This is a genomic window from Dolichospermum sp. UHCC 0406 (assembly GCF_009712025.1).
Taxonomy (GTDB): domain Bacteria; phylum Cyanobacteriota; class Cyanobacteriia; order Cyanobacteriales; family Nostocaceae; genus Dolichospermum; species Dolichospermum lemmermannii.
The window spans coordinates 137030-156422 of record NZ_VILA01000006.1; the positions used below are offsets into that span (position 1 = coordinate 137030).

Below are 19393 nucleotides of genomic sequence, written 5' to 3' on the forward strand. Positions count from 1 at the left end.
ACAGGTAATTATTCAATGGCTAATCCAATGATCGGCAAAAGTAGTAGTCAGTCTAGCCGCTCCAAAGAACCGAAAAAAGCTAAAATTACACCATTATCAACCAGGCGTTTTGTGGCTTGGACGGTGGAAATCACCCTCTTTATTGTCAGTGGTTTAGTTCCTTATGCTTTGGGCGTGTATGTAAATTCTCGGAGTGAGATCCAGCGAGTTCCTCTTAACCCTGTTCTCGTAGTCACAGAAAAAGCGATCGCTAGACCCCTCGCATTACCTGTCAGTTACGGTATTCGCAACGTCGCTTGGCCGACTAATATCTTATGGACATTAGCCCTATTATTACCCACCAGCTTCGGTGCTTGGCAATTATATTTATTAGCTAAAACTGGCAGCACCATTCCCAAACGGTGGTTTAGAGTGCGAGTAGTAAACGAAGCCGGAACAGCCCCAGGCTTAGGTGCAATCATAGTTAGAGAAGGATTAGGGCGTTGGACAGTACCAGTTTCTGCCGCTTATCTACTCTGGCGTTACAGCTTTATTTTCCCCAACTTAGCTCTGTTTACATCTTTAACGATGTTAATGATCCTAGCAGAGTCTAAGGGCTGGCCTGTCCAAAAGCATCGCCGCTCTTTCCATGATCAAATAGCAGGAACATACACAATAGATGCAACCAGCACGGTTAGTCATCCTGGGGAGCAGTCAACAATAAACGAAGCTGATGTAGATAGTGCTGCAACTCAAAAATCTAGTTCCACTCCAGTCCCCAAAAATAATTCTTATCTCAGTCTGTTTTTGGTAGGGCTGACTAGTATGATTGCTGTACTATCAACTTTAGTCGGTACACAAATCTATATCCAAACCCAAGAAAGCCAACGGAGAAGCGAACAAACTAATAGTCAAAAGTTTATCGAACTCATCAAAGCACTAAATCCCAGCAGCGGTGTTACTAATGAAGATCGACAAAGAGCAGTGTTAGCCTTGGGGACTATAGATGATAAACAATCCATCAAATTATTAATTGACTTATTAGTCAAGGAAACAGACCCCAAAACCCTGGATACTATTCAACAAGCTTTAACTAATACTGGTTTTAAAGCTATCCCGGAATTAAACCGGATGAATCAGTTTCTCGTGGAAGAACTAGCATCTATGGGTAAAAGTCCTAATTCGGACATTAGACAAAACCAGTTAATTCTGACTCAGCAGGTAATTAATAAAATTCTGGCTGTCTATAGTGGCAAAATTAACAATATTGACTTGAGTAAAGCTGAATTAGGTTCTCAAGCATCTGGGGGAAAGTCCTTATTTAACCTGGTATTAAACAACATTGATTTATCAGGAATTGTCTTGAAATCGGCAAATCTTAACCAAGCTAATTTCCAAGGTAGCCGTTTTCGCAGCGTCGGTGAAGATGGACGTTGGGATACTTACGATGATGTGATTGCAGATTTAAACAACGTCCAGTTAAAGGCAGCTAATTTAAGTAATACTAACTTGAGCCGTGTTTCCATGAGTCGGAGTGATTTAAGTCGGGCTAATCTCAACAAAGCCAACTTATCCTACACCCGCTTATTTGCTGCTAATCTCAGTAGTACCCAGTTAGTAGGTACAGATTTACGAAATGCGATTTTAGAAAATGCCAGCTTGATAAATGCAGATTTAAGCAATGCTAATTTAACAGAAGCAAATTTATATGCTGCTCGTTTAGTGCGTGTTTCTGCTATTGGGACACAATTAGCTTATGCAAATTTAACCAAAACTGATTGGCAAGGTGCAGATTTATCTGAAGCCTATTTAGATTATGCTAATCTCAGCGATGCTAACTTAACTGCTACTCGGCTGACTGGTGTTAGTTTGCGTTCCGCTAACTTAGAAAACGCCAATTTGCAAAATGCTGATTTAAGTCGGGCTGATTTACGAAAAGCAAATGTGGACGGAGCAAATTTTCAAGGTACAATCCTCTTTGCCGGTAAACAAAATCCCGCAGATCAGTTTGTGGAAACACCTGATATTGGTTCTCAAAATGCCTCAATCAAAGGAGTAGATTTTACTAAAGCTAAAAATTTAGATCCTCAACAACTGGCATTTATTTGTACTCAAGGTGGACTACATTCTCGTTGTCCATAATGGTATGAGGGGATGAGGCGCAACCCAACAAATGCGTTGGGTTTCATGCTTCAACCCAACCTACGAATCAAGGCTTTTTTCAATTTGGCGAAGGTATTGCTAATTAAATACAGATTGTGTCAGGAGTAGGGTAATGAAGCATTTTCAGTGTTGGCTTGGGGTAATGGGAATGGGAACCGTTTTGAGTTTAGCTGTAAACTCTCAACCAGTACAAGCTCAGGTAGCTTATGGTAGCTATGTTGGTATTGGTCCAACTGTGGGATTGACAGATGGTACGCAATTGGGTGGAGTCCTGGCTTTTCGTTACAAGTTACTAGAAACACCCATTTCTTTCCGCGCTCAAGCGTTAATTGGTAAAGGCACAGCCATAGTCCCGACTGTTTCCTATGACCTCCCTCTCAACTGGCAAACTGATGTTTATTTAGGTGCTGGTTTAGTCTTAACTAGTGGTGATATAGCTTCTCCTGTAGGTAATAAAATTAGCTTTGCTTTGCAACCAGGCATTGATTATGTTATTCCTAATAGTAATACTGTGATTTTTGGTAATGCTATTATTGCTTTTGATGCCTACCGGAATACTGGTGGTACAGCTTTATCTTTACAAGGTGGAGTTGGGTTAAGGTTTTAATTCGTCATTTGTCATTGGTAATAATTTTTTAATTTTTGAGTTCTTGAAAAGATGGTGCTGAACCGAGATGAACCGAGAAAAATTAGAGTTTTACTTAACAGACCTAGAAACTCCTGTAGGTAAGGTAATTAGTGTAACTATTGCTTTATTGGTTTTAGTATCTTCGGGAATTTTTGTCGCGGAAACCTATGATCTCTCTCAAGAAGCTCGCTGGCAGTTAAGAGGATTAGATGATTGCATATTAATGATTTTTGCTGGGGAATATTTACTCCGCTTATGGAGTACAAAAAATAGAATTAAATATATTCTGAGTTTTTATGCAATTATTGATTTAATCTCAATTTTGCCATCTTTTATCGGATTGGTAGATATTAGTTTTATTCGGTTATTCCGCTGGGTGAGAATTCTCCGTTTACTGAGATTTATTGATAAAAAATTTTTATTTGGTAGTATTAGTAATGAAGATAGTGTAATTTTTGCCAGAATATTATTTACTTTATTTGCTATAGTTTTTATTTTTTCTGGCTTCATTTATCAAGTTGAACATCCTGTTAATCCTCAGAATTTTGATACTTTTTTAGATGCCTTTTATTTCTCCGTTGTCACAATGACAACGGTGGGATTTGGTGATGTGATTCCCATTTCTGAATTAGGTCGGTTACTAACAGTATTGATGATTTTAACAGGAGTGGCTCTGATTCCGTGGCAAATTGGCGACTTAATTAGACGATTGGTAAAAACTGCAAATCAGGTGGAAACTGTTTGTCAAGGGTGCGGTTTAGCGTTTCATGATACAGATGCTGGATTTTGTAAAAGGTGTGGTAAACAATTGATAATTGATCCTTAAATAGGTGCTAGAGAATAGGGAATAGAAAGTATTCTTTTTAAAAGATGGGTAGCCCAAAAAAAACAGTGTCATTATTTCCATCTCATGTTTTTAAACATGAGTTTTTTCTGTTCCCTCTGAAAGTTGAAATTTAGCAGCAGGAGTCAGGAGTTAGGTCAATTTTCTCCAGTAGGAGATTCAAAATTCACATCTTCATAGACATCTTCTATCGGACAGTGAAAATCTACACTTGCTAAATGCACATTTTCCCCTTGTCCATAACTGTAAAATCCCCACTGTCCCTCGGAATTACGCCGGAAAATTTCGACATTTACCCGCGTTTGACTTATCAACACATATTCCTGAAGTGATTCTAAATTTCGATAGTCAGCAAATTTATCACCTCTATCAAAGGCTTCTGTTGTGGGAGATAAAACTTCGATAATTAAACAGGGATAACGCAAAAAGTTATTAAAGGCTTTATCTTTTTGGTCGCAACTGACTATGACATCAGGATAGTAATAGGTATTAATTGATTCAATATGTGCCTTGGTATCGGCAATGTAAGCTTGACAGCCACGGCCACGCAGATGATTTCTCAGCAGAGAAGCAATATTGAGTGTAATAATGACATGAGTATTACTAGCCCCTGCCATTGCGTACACTTCTCCGTCTCTGTATTCATGCTTAATAGGGCTGGTTTCTTCCCCTTGGAGATATTCGACGGGGGAAAGATAGTTATAGCTGGGAGTTGCAATCATAGATATCAATTGGGTGGTAATTTGGGGTGTGCTTCCGAGTATTTACTGACTGTAGCAGAAACTTCTGGGTTATAAAGTCGCAGATAATTCCAGTAATTACCAAAAACTTGCCGAACATAATTTTTAGTTTCATCAAAAGGAATTCCTTCCACAAACTCATCTGGATCTTGTTTGGGGATGGTTTGCAACCATTTGGCAACGTTACCAGGTCCGGCATTATAACTAGCGATCGCTAACATGGAATTATTGCCGTACTGTTGATGGGTATAATCTAAATACCAAGTCCCCAACATAATGTTATCGCTGGGATTTTCTAGATTAATTTTTTTAAAATCTAAACCGATTTGTGGGGCTATCCATGCCCCTGTACTGGGCATAATTTGCATTAAACCAGTTGCACCGACGGGGGATTTAACTTTCGCCTGAAAGCGAGATTCTTGGCGCATTAAAGCCGTAACTAACAGGGGATTAAGTTGCCGGGAAGTAGACCATTTTTCAATTTCTTTAAAATAAGGAAAGGGATAACGGGCTTGCCAATAAATAGCTTGTTGACTTAAAGCTGCATATTCGGCTTTTTCAGCGGGTGTTTCTCGGTCTTCTAATTTAGCAATTTTGTCAATACCAATGAGATATTCACCTTTAGTTAATTTCATCAATCCTTCGGTAAATTGTTCCGCGACACTAGGCTGATTTTTATTTTTAAATTCTGTTTCCCATTGCAACCAGGCATCACGATCTTGCCCCAGCAAATACAATTCATGAAAAGTCTCAGAACCCGCTGGTGGAACAGGACGTTGCGGGGGGATAATTGCCGGATTCATCACGCGCAGATTGTTAAAATCTCCCACATTTAAACCCAAAATACTCGCAGAACGCCAGGCATAATAAGAGTAAGGAAATTCACTAATTACAGACTTATAAGCAGTAATAGCTTCCTGTTGCTTGCCTAGTGTCGTTGCCCATTTACCTACCCAAAATCCGGCTCTAGGGGCTAAAATACTAGTTTTGTTATTAATAGTAATTGGTTGCGCCCATTGCCACGCACCTAGATAGTCGTTGTTTTTAGCTTTAGTTTGGGCAATTTTCCAGCGAAATTCAGCGGCTTCATCACTGCTACTATATTTACCTACTAATAATTTCCATGTTGTGTTAGCTGATTGATTATCTTTGAGACTATCCAGCAAAGTCCCTTTTTTAACTAATGCTTGAGGTGCTTGATCAGGAAATTGACTAATTACTTGGTCGAGATAGGTAATAGAGTCTTTACCCTTAGCTATGTCGGACAATCTTAATAGGGCTATAGCTGTTTCTTTGGCTGTGGGAAACTTTTGTAGTAGTTGTTTATAAACTGCAATGGCTTGATCTTGTTCTTTATTTAATTGTAATCCTCTGGCGATGCGGTAGAGGTTGGTAGCGGTTTTTGGTGCTTGAATATAAGCATTTTTAGCTTTGGTAAATTCATTGTTATCCCAATAGACTGAACCAATCAGTTCCCAATCTGCGGGTTTGAGTTGTGGCTGTTTTATTAACTGATTTAATACACCCACAATTCCTGGTTCGTCAGCGGCGTATTTAGCTAAGATTAATTGTAACTTAGGCTGATTAGGATTATCTTTTAAGCGTTTGCGGATAATTTCCCAAGTGAGGGGATGGGAGGGAAATTGAGCGATCGCTTGATCAGACAATTTTGGTTGAGCGATCGCATATATAGCTTTAACTGCGGCTGCTTCTTTACCATATTCCTTTAACACCCTGCGGCGCAAATCGGAAGCTTGCTTATCTTCGCCCAAAATATCATGAGCCTGGGCTTGTTTAAGTAAAATATAAGGTGCTAATACAGGATAATCTTTTTCCAGTCCTGTCAATAAACTCAGGGCTTTTTTCCCTTGAGAAGTTTCTACGTAATCACAAGAGAGCAAATAACGGGCGCGTTCTCGATCTGGGGAACTACCTGTTTGAGCAATTTCCGTGAGTTTTGTTAATCTTTCTGGTACAGATTGAGACAATAGAGAAAATACAACTGACTTAACTTTGGTAGCCTCAGATAGTTTTTCCGGCTTACCCTGACTCAAGTTCAACCATTGACTCACGGTTTTGCCAACTTGGGGGGCTGACACCATTGCCCCGGCTAAAAAGGCACATAGTCCAGCGCCCGCAAGTAGATAAATTTGTGTTTTCTGTAGTTTTTTGAACATTGATACTCACTGATTGCCTAGTGTCTCACGGGGAAAGTTGGCGATTAATCTTCTGGCAACTTTATCATTAGGGTAACATCCCTGACCAATTTTTACGGCTATGATGCAGGACTTTCCGCCTATTTGGATAAATATAATCTCTCTTCGAGTTTGTGGCAATGGGTCGAAATGGCAAGCAGTTATTATGGCGTTAATATTTTATGTACACTACTATTGGTCAATTATCTGATTCCACTTGTTTAATTACCTCTAAAGGTAACTCTAATACCTCTGCAATTTGCTCATCATTTAAGCCAAAATACCGTAATTTATCAATTTTTTCTATCTGAGTTTTATTCTGATCTTTTTGCTTTAGTTTAGAATTACCAGCATGACTTTTATCTGGTTTAGTTTTAGGTTGTTTAGAACTAATATTTACACAGCCATTTACAAATAAATTATTACTATTATCACCCAAAGAAATATTCACATTTCCCTGTCGTTCTAGAACTGATTTAAGATTACTTTTATCAACTGGTTCATCAAAAATATCAGATAACATTTTTAAAAGTTCGTAACCTACATCCTTTGCATGACCCGCGCTACAGCCACAATTTTCGGCAATATCAGCATACTTTTGATACTTTAGTGTTCCCTCAATAACTCCACGTTGCAAGTCATTGAGACGTTTGCCTGTATTGAGATAGACAGCCTCATCCACAAGTTGTAGTAGTTCGTGAACCTGCATGGCTAAAAATGTAACGCGACACAAGTAATGATAGCAGACTTTATCCGTATTTTTCAGACTTTTTCCGTCTGTTTGTAATTTTTTTTTGCAATCCGCTTTTTTCCGCTTTTCAGGTTTGAGTGTGTGGTGTAAAGTGGGTGAAAAACAAAAGGAAACTTAGTACCTTTTAACACATCTTATTTTTTGTGAACCCTCAACATTACTGGGGGTATATCAAAAAATTTGAAGATGATCTCAAAAGAACTTTAGCCTAGAGTTAAACGCATGAAACCAAGTAACGAGTGTTTTAGTTTAATTAAAAAATGGGAGGGGTTGCACAAGAAGCGCCCTGATGGTTTGATTGAAGCGTATAAAGATCCAGTTGGAATATGGACGATTGGGTTCGGTTCTATAGAACACTTGGATTTGAACAGACCCATTCAGCCCGGTGATGTTATCAATCTAACAACAGCAGAACGCTGGTTGAAGATGGAAGTTGAACAAGCAGCAGAAGATGTTGATCAGCTTTGTCGAGCAGCTTTAACACAAGGTATGTTTGATGCCTTAGTTTCCTTTGTTTATAACATTGGCATTGGAGCATTTGGTGAGTCAACACTATTACGAAAACTGAATAATGACGTAGATTACGAAGGTGCAGCCCGCGAATTTGACCGTTGGGTACATGGTACAGACAATGGTACTAGAACAGTTTTGCCAGGATTAGTCAATCGTCGTAATGACGAAGAAGCTTTGTTCCGAAGAGATGGGTTAAATCCTTCGGTGGGAAATTCTGCAAGTTCCACTTCAGTCCCAACTACAACCCCTACTACTTCATCAGTAGAAGAACGTCCCTATCACCCTGCTCCTGTACCTCTACCATTTACCAGTGCATTAATTGTCAAGGGTGATGTCGGAGATGATTGCTATATCCTCAATTGCGCTCTTGCAGGATTGGGATTCCTGCGGATGACTTCGCAGCCAAATGAGTTTAATGATATTACCAAAAGTGCTGTTGAACTGCTGCAAAGACGTGAGGCTTTAAGCAAAATTGATGGTAAGGTCGGACAAGAAACCAAAAGAGCGATCGAAAATGCTCTAAGACGAGCGCGGGGACTTGTTCCTGCTCCTACACCGGATAGAGGCGTTTACTGTCGCCTTACACGCACCAGTAAAGATGCGTATGAAGGATTGAAATTGTGTAAATTGGAGTTTGTACATCCCACACGAGGTGTGGTTGAATCCCTAGCGGTTGTATCTGGCGCACCAGGAGCGCAGCGTTTCTTACTATTTAGCGATCCTGACAGTTTTCCAGGTAGTCTACAGCCAATTCCTCAAGGTAGCTATATTATCGGCGATATTGACTGGGCAGGAGGTAAAGATAATTATAACGCATCCCATCCACACTCAAACAACGGACTTGGTCCTGTATGGGTTCCCTTCGTTGGTAAGCAATCAGATGACCGTGACGCATTTGGATTTCATGCTGATTGGAACTGGATTAAAGACGGACACAGTCCTGGTAGTGCGGGTTGCGTCTGTGTAAATTCTATTAATGATTTAAAAGAACTGGTGCGTTTATTGCGAGAGTTTGATCCGCGTTTGCTAGTTGTAGATTGGGGATTGTAGAGAAGGCACGCTACGATATAAGTGCGTTGTGCTTTCTGACAACGCACTTATATAAGAGTCAAATGGGAATAATAGACAAGCTCTTATAATTGTAAATCTATGACAACAACAATTACACAAAACCTCACCACATTTCTCGAAGATTTAAAAAGTGCTGACTTAGTTGGTATTTCTTTAAATCCTCAAAACCTGGAATTACGTCTTGACTTTACTTTCGGTCCTGAAGCCGATGATGTAGCTATTGAACTTTACCAAATTATTCACCTGGTTTTTTCTCAACCTGTAAATGCAAATGATGAAGATATCTGTTTTTGGGTAGGAGAAGTTGAACTCAAGAAAATTGAAGATAATATCCAGAAATTTTTATCCACATCCTATCCATTTGTCAATCAAACTGGAATAATTAACACTAATTTACAATCGCTAATTTATTTTCGTTTAGAAGGAGATATTTGTTTAGAGGTTGTTTGTAGAAATTATAAAACTTTCCAACAAGTCAAAAATTAAATAATTTCCTAAATCACATCCACGCGATTAATTTGCTCTTTTACGGCTCATACGCCCCAACCCCGAAATGTCCCGCCCCTGCGCCATCAAATCACCCATAAAATGCTAACTCCCTAGCTCCAATGGATTGTGGATCACCAAACCCTCTATCCACTCAAAATCTTTTATATTTGCCGTTGCTAACGGTAGATCAGAATCTAAACAGGTTGCAGCAATTAGGGCATCACCTACGGACATTTTTCGCTGTTGGCGCAAAGCAACCGCAATTTCAAGCGTAACTTTATTGATCATCAAAATATCTAAGTTATCTAAAATCGCCATGATGGCCTGTTTTTCAGCCTCACCTAAACGATGGTAGCCCAATGTTTCCAAACGACTAATCGCAGAATAATGCGTAGCATAATTCACCAACCAGCTACGCAACTGTGTATATGGCGGCTGAGTGGCGTAAATAATCAAATTGCTATCAATCAGCATCGTCTCTCCCGAATAAATTGCGATCTTGGCGTTGTTCACGCTGCCAAACAACTGGATCAGCAATTTCCGCAAAAGGATTTAACGCTACCGCCTGCGCCAATGCTTGCGCCAAACCTTCGCGCCTTGCTTGGTTTGAAGTGATAGACATTTTTTCTCGTGCTTTTTGTTCTAAGTAAACAGCATAATTCAGTAACTCCGCTTGCGATGATATCGGTAGAGCGGCAGCATGGTGTTGAATTTGTTGCAAAATAGGGTTCATAGCTGTCGTTTATCTCAAATTTTGGTCAAAAAGCAATTTCAAGCAGCACCTACCGTAGCAACTAAACGATGTTCACGGTCAGCAGCAAATTCTAGACAAGCTCTAATATCGTCTTCTGTTAATTCTGGAAAATCTTCTAATATCTCTGCATAAGACATACCAGATGCTAACCAACCTAAAACATCATAAACTGTGATTCTCATCCGGCGAATACAAGGTTTCCCACCCCGCTTATCTGGCTCAATGGTAATAATATCTTGATAGCTCATATTATTTAATCTCTCTAACTTTATAGTATTTTAACATCTTTTGCTTTAGAGGATGTTTGAAAAGTGGTATTCCGTAATTTTCATCACATTGCTACCCCCCTTTCCCCTATGCTTTGGGGGGAAACAATAAAAATCCAGTTCCCTCCCCTTTACAAGGGGAGGGTTAGGGTGGGGTAAAAAATATTTGATACATCAACCATAACTTTTCAAACACCCTCTTAGGTTTAAGTCTATAAATTTAAATTCTGCATTAAATACTATACAGAGTTTTGGTGCTAAAAATCACAATTTAAACAAAAGTTAATAATCAATCCTTTCACCCCTCAATCACTCGCACATAAATAGCCCGTGCTATTTCCCGATCTATAGTCATAGATAAACCACCAGATTTAATCACAAAAGTCGGAAATTGCTGTTCTACAGTAATGGTATTCCCTGTTTTAATTCCCATTAATATCAGCTTTTTCCTAATTATCTCATCTTGACTTTGACAAATAGTAACTATCCCACAATCGCCTGCTTTCATCAATTCTAAAGAACAGCCCATAATAGTAAAAGGGGTAAACATTGGATTATAAAAATAAACGGTGAAAATTGAAATGATGAAAGATGATAAACATCCTCCATCATTGTTGAAAATGAAAGGGTTTAGCATTGCTAAACCCCTACAGATATTGTATTAAGCAAGATAAGGTTCTTGGTGAGTTTTGATTGTAGAGTTAGAACGAGGATAGGTAACACATAATAGAGCGAATCCTTTACCAATTTGCTCATCATCTAGGAAGGATTGATCGTCTTGATTGATTTCACCTTCAACAACCTTACCTACACAGCTAGAACAAGCACCGGAGTGACAGGAGAAAGGTAATTCAATCCCAGCTTCGTCTGCTGCATCTAGAATTGTGGTGTCTTCGTCACATTCAATTGTGGTGTCGAAGTCTTCTTTTTTGCTGATCAATCTTACTTGGTAGGTCGCCATTTTTTAATTCTCCTCAAACGTGAATGAAGTGAGTTTTTGAGTTAGTTAAGTTTCCCCGGCTGAGTTCAAAATTCAAAATGAAAGGCTTATTTTTTGAACTTTGAACTATTGGCCGCAAGGTACACCAGTGGGAGTACCATCATCTGTTTTAAAAGACTTGCCACAACCGCAGGTATCAGTTGCATTGGGATTGGAAAACTTGAAACCGCTGTCCATTACTCCCTCAACAAAATCAACTACCACACCTGCTAATAACGGCGCACTTTTAGCATCAACGTAAATCAACACATTTCCTTGTTGAGATACGACATCATCAGGTTGGGGCTTACTGGTAATTTCGATGCCATACTCGTAGCCGCTGCAACCACCATCTTTAACCGAGATGCGGACACCCTTTTTAGCGTCTTCGGTTGCAGAACCTTTTAAAAATGCCCGCAGACGAAATTCAGCCTTTTCTGTTAAAGTAACAGTCATTTTGTTTCCTATTCTGTAGCGAATATTCTGATTTGGAATGTGGATTTGAAAAAAGAGGTACTTTATACCGTTGCAGTTTGAGATTGGGAATATCTCCAAGGGGCTGTATTACCGCAAACTGGACAATTGCGATCGCGGTGAGAACGGCGTTTAGCAAATTCCATTCGGTTCAAATCAATGGTCAGCAACTCTGACAACAGCGGTTGACTAAAACCAGTAATCAGCTTCACAGCTTCCAAAGCCGTCAAACAAGCCAAAGTCCCAGAAACCGCCCCCAGCACAGAAAAACCGCGCCGATCCCAATCAGGCTTTTCTGGAAACAGACAGGATAAACAAGGTGTGACACCAGGTATAATCGTGGTGAGGTAAGCCTCCATTCCATCCATAGCCGCCTCTACCATGGGCTTACGCCAGCGGACACAGGCTGCATTTAACAAATTGCGTTCAGTGAAATTATGAGCGCAATCCAAAGCCATATCCGCCGACTGCACCAACTCATCCACATTTTCGGCGGTAATGTAATCGTGAACTACATCCACTTGGACATCGGGATTGATGGCTTTAAGTGTTTCTTGGGCTTTAAATACTCTAGGTTTACCCACCCAGTCGTCAGTCATCAAAACCTGACGATTCATATCATCCAGCCGCAAATCTCCACCCCGGACTAGGATTAGCCGCCCAACACCCGCTACTGCTAGGTAAAGCGCCGCCGTACCGCCTAATCCACCCACACCTGACACCAAAACAGTCGCTGATTTCAGGCGCTTTTGAGCTAATTCGCCAAAATTAGGAAGCATCATTTGGCGACTATAGCGTTCTAATTCGGTAGGCGTTAGGTTGATCACTTTTTAACTCCTAATCTGAGGTGATTTCTGTCAGGGTGACAACATTTTTTCGCTTATCATTAAACACCTTGAACAGCTTTTGTTCATGGGGTGTAGATTCTATAAACACCTGATAAGCTTGTTGCAAGGCTGTGCAATATTTCTCTAATCTTTCTTCGTCACTTATCTGAGGATAAGTATCATCAATTTGACTCATGAACTGAGAAAACTTTTTCAAAATATGTAAACGATTAACATTTACAAATTTTTGGTCGTAGGGCAGATTAAAGAAGATGAAAAATTCTTCTGCATCTACTAACTTCTTGAATTCATCAATATTGGTACTCATTTAGAATTCTCCATTTTTTTGAGTTGTTGCTTGAGTCCATCTAACTGACAGTAGATTTCGTAAGTTTCCGCAGCAACATCCATTAGTTTGTGGTAGTCTGTGGGCAAACCTTCCGCTAAATCATGCAGATCCATTTTCATTTGACCTGCTTTGCTATTTAGCTTTTTAATTTTGGTCGTGATTTCTTCTATGGTCATATTTAATTATCTGGATAAACGAACCACAGAGGCACAGAGGACACAGAGGGAATAAATAGAGGGAATTTTTGCTTTGGCTTTGAGAGTCTCTAATTAAAGATTTCCAACTTCGGGAAAACGCTTGGCTAAATCAATGCCTTTCTCAACAAACTTTGCGCCTTCTTCGTCCAATTTCTCGAAGGAATCAAAACCAAAACGATGGGCATCACGTAAGGTTTTTACAGTTAATAATAAGCGTCCAGAAAATATTAAAGCCCAGCCAAAACCCTCATGTCCTAATTCCACAACCACATTAGAAAGGAGTCCGGTTTCCTTTTCAATACTGGATGCTATAGCCCGAAAAAAGGCATTGATGCGAGAAATAGTGGCGGGATCAATTTCACCTTCTACGGAAATTTCCCGTTTCTTTTGTTTAGTAACAATATAGGGTTTGAGGATTAATTCATCAGTCCAACTCCGGTAAAAACCATAACTATCTTGCGCCCGGATTTGTTGAACTAATGATTTATGGAAAGGAGTTAAAACCCCCTCTGAATTGTTACCAGTTCCATTTAGATTATTTGTACTCATAATGTTGCTTCGTTCTCAAGTTCTTCAGCAAAACTAAGTTTTTTCTGTCCTAAAGCTTTCCGTAACCAAGGTGGAGGATTACCCTTGAGAGTTTTGACTAATTTGTTGAGAATATCTTCAATTTTTTCCTCTTCAGATTTAGCCTTAACTGGGGTTACACTCTTCTTAATTAAACGAGCGGCTGCACTACCACCAATAGCGACAACATAAACAATTGTGCAATCATTCAGTGCTTGTAGTTTGGGGGTAATTTTATCTTCATTACCATCTTCTTTGAGATCACCTTCAAATTTGAGGGTTTCTATGAATTCATATCCGTTGTCGGAAATTTCATAAACATCAATTTCTTTAGCCCAACCAAAGTGAGCATTAACATGAATTCGGTCAGTTGTCGTAAAAGCAATTTTCACTTTCATTTGTCCTTTGTTGGTTGTCAGTTGTCAGTTGTTGGTGGTCGGTTGTCATACTAATTATTCTGAATTAAGATGAACGAACCACAGAGGCACAGAGGACACAGAGATAGAAAATATCACAATTTTTGGCGTATCTTTGGAAGGAAATGGGATCAGTTTTTATTTGTTGATTACTGATGACCATTGGTGCATCATTGATGATTCTTCTTGTTCTATGAATAGGTTTCCCATGCCAAAAAGAAGTTCGATAGTACCGCGATAGCCTACTTTGGTAAATAGCCCGTTTCCTAATCGGTCATAGATAGGAATACCTAAACGATAGAGCGGAATTGAAAGGCGTTTAGAGATGGTATTTACATGAGAATTACCAATCAATAAATCAGAACCTTGCGCCAAGTTTTCAAAATCCTCTAAATCACCAATGGTGACATTATTGATAGGAAGTAGTTCAAGTAATGGGGAACGAGTTGTGGTGACAGCATTGTGAATTTCCGCCCCCATTGATTGCAAAAATCCCACCATTGTCCACAACAAATCTGGTTCTAAAGCTAAAGATACTCGTTTGGAACTAAAATAAAAGTGAGTATCTAACATTGCATCTTGCAATTGACGACGTTGACGGCGATATTTTTCAGGAATGGGATTTCCACTTAATAAAGATAACTTTTGCAGAAATTTATCTACAGGTTCTAATCCTGTTAAATCTCTGAATACTTGATAGTTAGTTCCAAACCGTTCCTCTAAAATTTTCGCCGCCCCCAACATACTTTCACCTAATGCTAAGGTAAACGCCGAACTACCAAGGGAACGTAATTGTTTGAGAGTTGTGCCACTAGCAGTTATAGCAGTATAACCATCTTCCAAATGTCCATCTAAAGAAGCTCCCAAATCAGGTACAAATATTGGTTCTAGACCAAAAGCTGTGACCATTTCTCGAATTTCTTGGACATCTCCAGGAGTGAGAGCAGCACCAGCTAAAATTGTGATTTGTTCTGGTTTAATTCCCCCGGCTTTGGGAATTTCTTTAACTATACTTTCAACTGCAACTGCAAAACCGTCTTGTAATGCACCTTTAAAATCAGGAGTGGGAGCAAAAATAATGGCTAAATGATTAAGTTCAGGGTGACGTTCTCGAATATCCTTCAAGAACATTTCAATATCATCACCTCTAGTTTCTGTTAACCCCGTAGTACACAAACCAATAATTTCCGGTTGTACCTTTTCCACCAAAGTGAGAATAGCTTGTTCCACATTTTCCTCACCACCCAAAATCGTAGTAACTTCCGTCATTGCAGTAGTAGCAAGAGGAATTGCTTCCCGAAAATGTCGAACCAAAACCACTTTTGCAAACGCCGTACAACCCTGAGAACCATGAAATAAAGGCATAGTCCCCTTCAACCCCAAAAAAGCCAAAGAAGCGCCTAAAGCCTGACTTTGTTTGAGGGGGTTTACAGTCAGAGACTTTTCTGGAACAATTGCGATCGCCATAATAACTATAATCTCAAAATAATTTGTCAGAAGTCGTAGGGGCGAAGCATTCGAGCGATAAATTAGCGGTTTTTCTCGAAAATTATGTTCCGAATGCTTCGCCCTTACCATCCCAAGCATTCGAGCGATAAATTAGCGGTTTTTCTCGAAAATTATGTTCCGAATGCTTCGCCCTTACCATCACCTGTCACCTAAATTACTCCCAAGGTGCTGGCTTCCGAATTTGCTCCCAAACGGGGCTATATAAAGCCTCAGTCAACTCCCGTGCCATTTCCACCATGCCCACATAACCGGCATAAGGATGATGACGTTCTTGGTTAATATCTAAAAAGGGAATTCTCGCTTTCAAAGCAGTATATTGATTTCTACCGCCAGCAATAAGCATATCTGCGTTAGTTTCTTCAATTAATTTCAGGAGTTCGGAGGCGTTCCCCTTCTCCAACATAATGCCATCATTACCCAACAAATTTTTGATTTTCGCTTTATCTTCTTCTGTACTTTTGCGCGTGCTAGTCGCCACAACTTCAATTCCCAAATCCTTCGCAGCAGAAATAATTGACCAACTTTTCACACCACCAGTATAGAGAACAACGCGCTTTCCTTTCAACTTGGCTCGATAGGGAGCAAGAGCAATATCCAAAGCCGCAGTTTCTTCAGCAATGAGTTTTTCTGTGCGTTCCTGCAAATTAGCATCACCTAATTTAGCAGCTACAGTTCGCAGACAACGGTTAATATCTTTAATTCCATAAAATGACTCTTCAATGTAGGGAATTCCGTAACGTTCCTGCATTTTTCGCGCCATATTTAATAACGCCCGTGAGCAGATCATCACATTTAATTTAGCCCGGTGAGCATAACGCACTTCTTCATAACGAGCATCACCAGTAATTTTCGATAAAACCCGAATTCCTAACTTTTCAAATAAAGGTAAAACCCCCCACATTTCCCCAGCAATATTATATTCACCTATTAAATTAATATCATAAGGGGTAGTATATTCAGGTTCAGCAGTTCCCACTACATATTCTAGTAGAGATTCACCACCAAAGCGATTACCTAAATTTTTACTCCCAATAAATCCGGGAGCAATCACAGGAATTACCGGAGTACCAATTTTTTCGGCTGCTACCTTACAAACTGCATCAATATCATCACCAATTAAGGCTGTAACGCAGGTGGCGTAAACAAAAACTGCCGCAGGTTTGTAATTTTCATTAACTTCTAAAATCGCCTGATAAAGCTTTTTCTCACCACCGAAAATTACATCATTTTCACCCACATCGGTAGTAAAACCTGTTTTATAAAGCATTGGTCCAGAAGACAGACTACCACGACTTCCCCAGGAATTGCCAGCGCAAGCGATCGGACCATGTACCAAGTGAGCAGCATCGGTAATAGGAACTAAAGCAATCATCGCCCCATCAAAGGCACAACCACCTTGAGCCGCACCTGGTTGAGCCTGTTGGGTACAAGATTTATTTTTCTTTTCTCCCTGTTTCTGTTGATTATGTTCGCATCCTGATTCACTCAGAAGTTCGTTAATTTTGCTTTGGGTGACTTTCATTTTTATTCTTGTGCTAGATGGAGTTTACAACCATGACAAATCTTGCTTAAAGTTAATCATCAAGATGATGACTTCGAGAAAAATATTGCAAATTAATAAAAATTATTTGTGGAACTATTTACAGCATTATCTATTTCTGGGTTTGTGTCTCTACAGAAAAGATCATAGAAACTTGCTGTAATAGAGAATAAGTGAGAAATATCTCACAAATAATTTAGGATTACCACAGGATATATTAAATATAATAATTCTAATTCCCCGAAAATAACCAAGTTTTTATACTTAGTTTGGATTGATTTATAGATTTTCTGCAAAATCTGATTAACTTAATATTTACACAGATAAACTTTCAAAAAAGATATGTATTTATCTGTATTTTCTAGGGGTGGGATTTTCATAACATTTGGTTTTGCAAGAGAAAAGAGAAAAAATTAATTCATCTGCGTTTATCTGCGTTTATCTGCGTTTAATTATTAAGAACTGGAGATAGGGGATAGGATGTTAGGTAAATTGCCTATATCCCAATCCCCTTTGTCTATTTTTAAGGATGGGGAAACCCCACCCTACAGACATTCTTAACGAATTAAGTCGTAGGAAATGTCGGTCTTACCAGCAACATTGGTGCTGCGGTCAATTTCTTCAAAGACTGTGTTAACGATCCAGTTCAACAAGTTGATTATACCTTTGTAACCAACAGTTGCATAACGGTGGTAGTGGTGACGGTCCATGATAGGATAACCGATTCTTACCAAAGGTACACCACAATCGCGCCACAGGTACTTACCGTAGGAGTTACCAATCAATAGGTCTACGGGTTCGGTGAATAACAAGGAGCGTAAGTGCCACAAGTCTTTACCACCCCAGATTTTAGCGGACTTACCGAAGGCGCTAGAATCTAACAATGCTTGCAATTCTTTCTCGAATACTTCATTGGTGTTGTGAACCAAGATGTGTACTGGTTCAGCACCCATTTCCAACATGAAACCAACTACGCTGTAAACTAAGTCAGGATCACCGTAGATAGCGAAACGCTTACCATGTAACCAAGCATGGGAGTCGGTCATTGCGTCAACTGCACGACCACGTTCGATTTCTAACTCTTCAGGAATAGCCTTACCAGTCATTTCGCTGAGTTTCATCAAGAACTCGTCAGTTCCCTTGATACCCCAAGGACGAGCAACACTAACGTCTTGATTCCATTCCTTAGCAATGTATTCGCGGGTCTTGGTGGTAGAGTAAGCTTGAAGAGCAATAGTAGCCTTAGCGTTGATGGAATCTGCTGCATCTTCCAACTTAGTACCACCTGGATACATATTGTATTCACCATCACAAGGTGAATCAACATAATCACTGTTGTCAGATAACAAGGTGTAGTCAATACCCATTAAAGAAGCAATCCGCTTAATTTCGCGGTTGTTTTCCACGTAGGTATCAAAACCAGGAATGAAGTTGATTTTACCGTTGCTCTTGGCTGTCTTTTTACCTACGGTTAAGGTAGAAAGAATTCCCTTCATCATGTTGTCGTAACCAGTGATGTGAGAACCAACGAAGCTAGGTGTGTGAGCAAAAGGTACGGGGAAATCTTGAGGAACTGAACCAGCTTCTTTAGCATTACCGATAAATGACTGTAAGTCATCACCGATAACTTCTGCCATACAGGTGGTGCAAACAGCGATCATTTTTGGCTTGTACAAGCTGTAGGAGTTAGCCAAACCATCAATCATGTTTTGCAAACCACCGAACACAGCAGCGTCTTCTGTCATGGAAGAAGAAACACCAGCAAATGGTTCTTTGTAGTGACGGGTTAAGTGGGTACGGAAGTAAGCTACACAACCTTGAGAACCTTGAACAAAGGGAAGAGTACCTTCAAAACCCACAGCCGCAAACATAGCACCTAAAGGTTGACAACCCTTAGCTGGGTTAACGGTTAAAGCTGTCCGTTCAAAGTTCTTTTCCCGGTATTCCCAGCTTTTTGTCCATTCGGAAACTCGTTGTACTTCTTCAGGGGTGTGACCGTTTTCAAACTGTTTTTTGTTTTCAAACAGTTCTTGGTATTCTGGTTGGTGGAATAACTCAACGTGGTCCTGAATCTTATTGGGATCTTGAGGCATTTCTATATCTCCAAGCTTGCTGTGTATTATGTTTGCGTTCGGTGGAGAG

22 protein-coding genes are annotated in these 19393 nt (G+C 39.7%); 5 read left to right on the forward strand and 17 right to left on the reverse strand.

Translation table 11 applies throughout. The features are described from left to right. Positions 1–15 precede the first annotated feature (15 nt). The 3 genes from FJR09_RS06755 to FJR09_RS06765 all read left to right on the forward strand — a co-directional run bounded on the left by FJR09_RS06755 (position 16) and on the right by FJR09_RS06765 (position 3596). Positions 16–2121, forward strand: a complete 2106-nt coding sequence (locus tag FJR09_RS06755) for a pentapeptide repeat-containing protein (protein ID WP_168650789.1) — start codon at positions 16–18, stop codon at positions 2119–2121. A gap of 163 nt (positions 2122–2284) precedes the next feature. Then, positions 2285–2749: a hypothetical protein gene (locus tag FJR09_RS06760; protein ID WP_371416395.1), complete on the forward strand. Its 465-nt coding sequence runs from the start codon at positions 2285–2287 to the stop codon at positions 2747–2749. A gap of 67 nt (positions 2750–2816) precedes the next feature. Further along, positions 2817–3596 (forward strand): ion transporter, encoded by a 780-nt coding sequence (locus FJR09_RS06765; RefSeq protein WP_168650787.1) that lies wholly within the window; start codon positions 2817–2819, stop codon positions 3594–3596. A 155-nt stretch (positions 3597–3751) separates the two neighbouring features. On the opposite strand, the gene FJR09_RS06770 is transcribed toward FJR09_RS06765, so the two are convergent. The 3 genes from FJR09_RS06770 to FJR09_RS06780 form a co-directional block, all read right to left on the reverse strand. Beyond that, complete coding sequence (locus FJR09_RS06770; protein WP_015081344.1) at positions 3752–4336, reverse strand: Uma2 family endonuclease; 585 nt, start codon at positions 4334–4336, stop codon at positions 3752–3754. Positions 4337–4341: 5 nt separating this feature from the next. After that, a complete protein-coding gene (locus FJR09_RS06775) occupies positions 4342–6531 on the reverse strand; it encodes a transglycosylase SLT domain-containing protein (RefSeq protein ID WP_168652980.1) in 2190 nt (729 codons plus the stop codon). A 217-nt stretch (positions 6532–6748) separates the two neighbouring features. Then, positions 6749–7258, reverse strand: coding sequence for a hypothetical protein (locus FJR09_RS06780; protein ID WP_015081342.1), 510 nt, complete (start codon positions 7256–7258; stop codon positions 6749–6751). 264 nt (positions 7259–7522) lie between these two features. Here FJR09_RS06780 and FJR09_RS06785 point away from each other — a divergent pair, with 264 nt between their 5' ends. Both FJR09_RS06785 and FJR09_RS06790 read left to right on the forward strand, forming a co-directional pair. Continuing rightward, entirely contained in the window at positions 7523–8863 is a 1341-nt protein-coding gene (locus tag FJR09_RS06785; protein WP_168652979.1) for a glycoside hydrolase family protein, read from the forward strand. 99 nt (positions 8864–8962) lie between these two features. After that, complete coding sequence (locus FJR09_RS06790; RefSeq protein ID WP_168652978.1) at positions 8963–9370, forward strand: hypothetical protein; 408 nt, start codon at positions 8963–8965, stop codon at positions 9368–9370. 105 nt (positions 9371–9475) lie between these two features. Here the strand turns inward: FJR09_RS06790 and FJR09_RS06795 are convergent, their stop codons facing one another. From FJR09_RS06795 to nifK, 14 genes are all read right to left on the reverse strand, one after another. Then, entirely contained in the window at positions 9476–9847 is a 372-nt protein-coding gene (locus FJR09_RS06795) for a type II toxin-antitoxin system VapC family toxin (RefSeq protein WP_168654046.1), read from the reverse strand. After that, complete coding sequence (locus FJR09_RS06800; protein ID WP_168654047.1) at positions 9837–10106, reverse strand: hypothetical protein; 270 nt, start codon at positions 10104–10106, stop codon at positions 9837–9839. The genes FJR09_RS06795 and FJR09_RS06800 overlap by 11 nt, the downstream gene beginning before the upstream one ends. Positions 10107–10144: 38 nt before the next feature. Continuing rightward, positions 10145–10375, reverse strand: a complete 231-nt coding sequence (locus FJR09_RS06805; RefSeq protein WP_015081338.1) for a DUF433 domain-containing protein — start codon at positions 10373–10375, stop codon at positions 10145–10147. A 316-nt stretch (positions 10376–10691) separates the two neighbouring features. Beyond that, positions 10692–10943, reverse strand: coding sequence for a ferrous iron transport protein A (locus FJR09_RS06810; RefSeq protein WP_041458531.1), 252 nt, complete (start codon positions 10941–10943; stop codon positions 10692–10694). A gap of 111 nt (positions 10944–11054) precedes the next feature. After that, positions 11055–11354 carry a 2Fe-2S iron-sulfur cluster-binding protein gene (locus FJR09_RS06815; RefSeq protein WP_015081336.1) on the reverse strand — a complete coding sequence of 100 codons (300 nt, stop codon included), beginning with the start codon at positions 11352–11354 and terminating at the stop codon, positions 11055–11057. 105 nt (positions 11355–11459) lie between these two features. Then, a complete protein-coding gene (locus FJR09_RS06820; protein WP_015081335.1) occupies positions 11460–11828 on the reverse strand; it encodes an iron-sulfur cluster assembly accessory protein in 369 nt (122 codons plus the stop codon). A 62-nt stretch (positions 11829–11890) separates the two neighbouring features. After that, complete coding sequence (locus FJR09_RS06825) at positions 11891–12673, reverse strand: HesA/MoeB/ThiF family protein (protein ID WP_148762483.1); 783 nt, start codon at positions 12671–12673, stop codon at positions 11891–11893. A 10-nt stretch (positions 12674–12683) separates the two neighbouring features. Further along, positions 12684–13001 carry a nitrogenase-stabilizing/protective protein NifW gene (nifW, locus tag FJR09_RS06830; protein ID WP_015081333.1) on the reverse strand — a complete coding sequence of 106 codons (318 nt, stop codon included), beginning with the start codon at positions 12999–13001 and terminating at the stop codon, positions 12684–12686. Continuing rightward, the gene (locus FJR09_RS06835) at positions 12998–13198 is read right to left on the reverse strand and encodes a CCE_0567 family metalloprotein (RefSeq protein ID WP_015081332.1); all 201 of its coding nucleotides are present in this window, start codon (positions 13196–13198) and stop codon (positions 12998–13000) included. The genes nifW and FJR09_RS06835 overlap by 4 nt, the downstream gene beginning before the upstream one ends. Positions 13199–13291: 93 nt before the next feature. Then, positions 13292–13768 carry a NifX-associated nitrogen fixation protein gene (locus FJR09_RS06840; protein WP_015081331.1) on the reverse strand — a complete coding sequence of 159 codons (477 nt, stop codon included), beginning with the start codon at positions 13766–13768 and terminating at the stop codon, positions 13292–13294. Then, a complete protein-coding gene (gene nifX, locus FJR09_RS06845) occupies positions 13765–14184 on the reverse strand; it encodes a nitrogen fixation protein NifX (protein WP_015081330.1) in 420 nt (139 codons plus the stop codon). The genes FJR09_RS06840 and nifX overlap by 4 nt, the downstream gene beginning before the upstream one ends. 156 nt (positions 14185–14340) lie before the next feature. Continuing rightward, on the reverse strand, positions 14341–15669 hold the full coding sequence (gene nifN, locus FJR09_RS06850; RefSeq protein ID WP_168653650.1) for a nitrogenase iron-molybdenum cofactor biosynthesis protein NifN: 1329 nt from the start codon (positions 15667–15669) through the stop codon (positions 14341–14343). A 196-nt stretch (positions 15670–15865) separates the two neighbouring features. Beyond that, positions 15866–17233 carry a nitrogenase iron-molybdenum cofactor biosynthesis protein NifE gene (gene nifE / locus FJR09_RS06855; protein ID WP_168653627.1) on the reverse strand — a complete coding sequence of 456 codons (1368 nt, stop codon included), beginning with the start codon at positions 17231–17233 and terminating at the stop codon, positions 15866–15868. A gap of 575 nt (positions 17234–17808) precedes the next feature. Then, positions 17809–19344 (reverse strand): nitrogenase molybdenum-iron protein subunit beta, encoded by a 1536-nt coding sequence (gene nifK / locus FJR09_RS06860; protein ID WP_015081327.1) that lies wholly within the window; start codon positions 19342–19344, stop codon positions 17809–17811. Between the last annotated feature and the right edge of the window lie 49 nt (positions 19345–19393).

Coding starts and splice junctions, on each gene's coding strand:
- FJR09_RS06835 (WP_015081332.1), bottom strand. CDS start 13,198: ATGACCATAGAAGAAATCACGACCAAAATTAAAAAGCTAAATAGCAAA.
- FJR09_RS06805 (WP_015081338.1), bottom strand. CDS start 10,375: ATGAGCTATCAAGATATTATTACCATTGAGCCAGATAAGCGGGGTGGG.
- FJR09_RS06795 (WP_168654046.1), bottom strand. CDS start 9,847: ATGCTGATTGATAGCAATTTGATTATTTACGCCACTCAGCCGCCATAT.
- FJR09_RS06755 (WP_168650789.1), top strand. CDS start 16: ATGGCTAATCCAATGATCGGCAAAAGTAGTAGTCAGTCTAGCCGCTCC.
- nifW (WP_015081333.1), bottom strand. CDS start 13,001: ATGAGTACCAATATTGATGAATTCAAGAAGTTAGTAGATGCAGAAGAA.
- FJR09_RS06800 (WP_168654047.1), bottom strand. CDS start 10,106: ATGAACCCTATTTTGCAACAAATTCAACACCATGCTGCCGCTCTACCG.
- FJR09_RS06780 (WP_015081342.1), bottom strand. CDS start 7,258: ATGCAGGTTCACGAACTACTACAACTTGTGGATGAGGCTGTCTATCTC.
- FJR09_RS06775 (WP_168652980.1), bottom strand. CDS start 6,531: ATGTTCAAAAAACTACAGAAAACACAAATTTATCTACTTGCGGGCGCT.
- nifE (WP_168653627.1), bottom strand. CDS start 17,233: ATGAAAGTCACCCAAAGCAAAATTAACGAACTTCTGAGTGAATCAGGA.
- nifN (WP_168653650.1), bottom strand. CDS start 15,669: ATGGCGATCGCAATTGTTCCAGAAAAGTCTCTGACTGTAAACCCCCTC.
- FJR09_RS06785 (WP_168652979.1), top strand. CDS start 7,523: ATGAAACCAAGTAACGAGTGTTTTAGTTTAATTAAAAAATGGGAGGGG.
- FJR09_RS06810 (WP_041458531.1), bottom strand. CDS start 10,943: ATGTTTACCCCTTTTACTATTATGGGCTGTTCTTTAGAATTGATGAAA.
- FJR09_RS06815 (WP_015081336.1), bottom strand. CDS start 11,354: ATGGCGACCTACCAAGTAAGATTGATCAGCAAAAAAGAAGACTTCGAC.
- FJR09_RS06790 (WP_168652978.1), top strand. CDS start 8,963: ATGACAACAACAATTACACAAAACCTCACCACATTTCTCGAAGATTTA.
- FJR09_RS06820 (WP_015081335.1), bottom strand. CDS start 11,828: ATGACTGTTACTTTAACAGAAAAGGCTGAATTTCGTCTGCGGGCATTT.
- FJR09_RS06765 (WP_168650787.1), top strand. CDS start 2,817: ATGAACCGAGAAAAATTAGAGTTTTACTTAACAGACCTAGAAACTCCT.
- FJR09_RS06760 (WP_371416395.1), top strand. CDS start 2,285: ATGGGAATGGGAACCGTTTTGAGTTTAGCTGTAAACTCTCAACCAGTA.
- FJR09_RS06770 (WP_015081344.1), bottom strand. CDS start 4,336: ATGATTGCAACTCCCAGCTATAACTATCTTTCCCCCGTCGAATATCTC.
- nifX (WP_015081330.1), bottom strand. CDS start 14,184: ATGAAAGTGAAAATTGCTTTTACGACAACTGACCGAATTCATGTTAAT.
- nifK (WP_015081327.1), bottom strand. CDS start 19,344: ATGCCTCAAGATCCCAATAAGATTCAGGACCACGTTGAGTTATTCCAC.
- FJR09_RS06840 (WP_015081331.1), bottom strand. CDS start 13,768: ATGAGTACAAATAATCTAAATGGAACTGGTAACAATTCAGAGGGGGTT.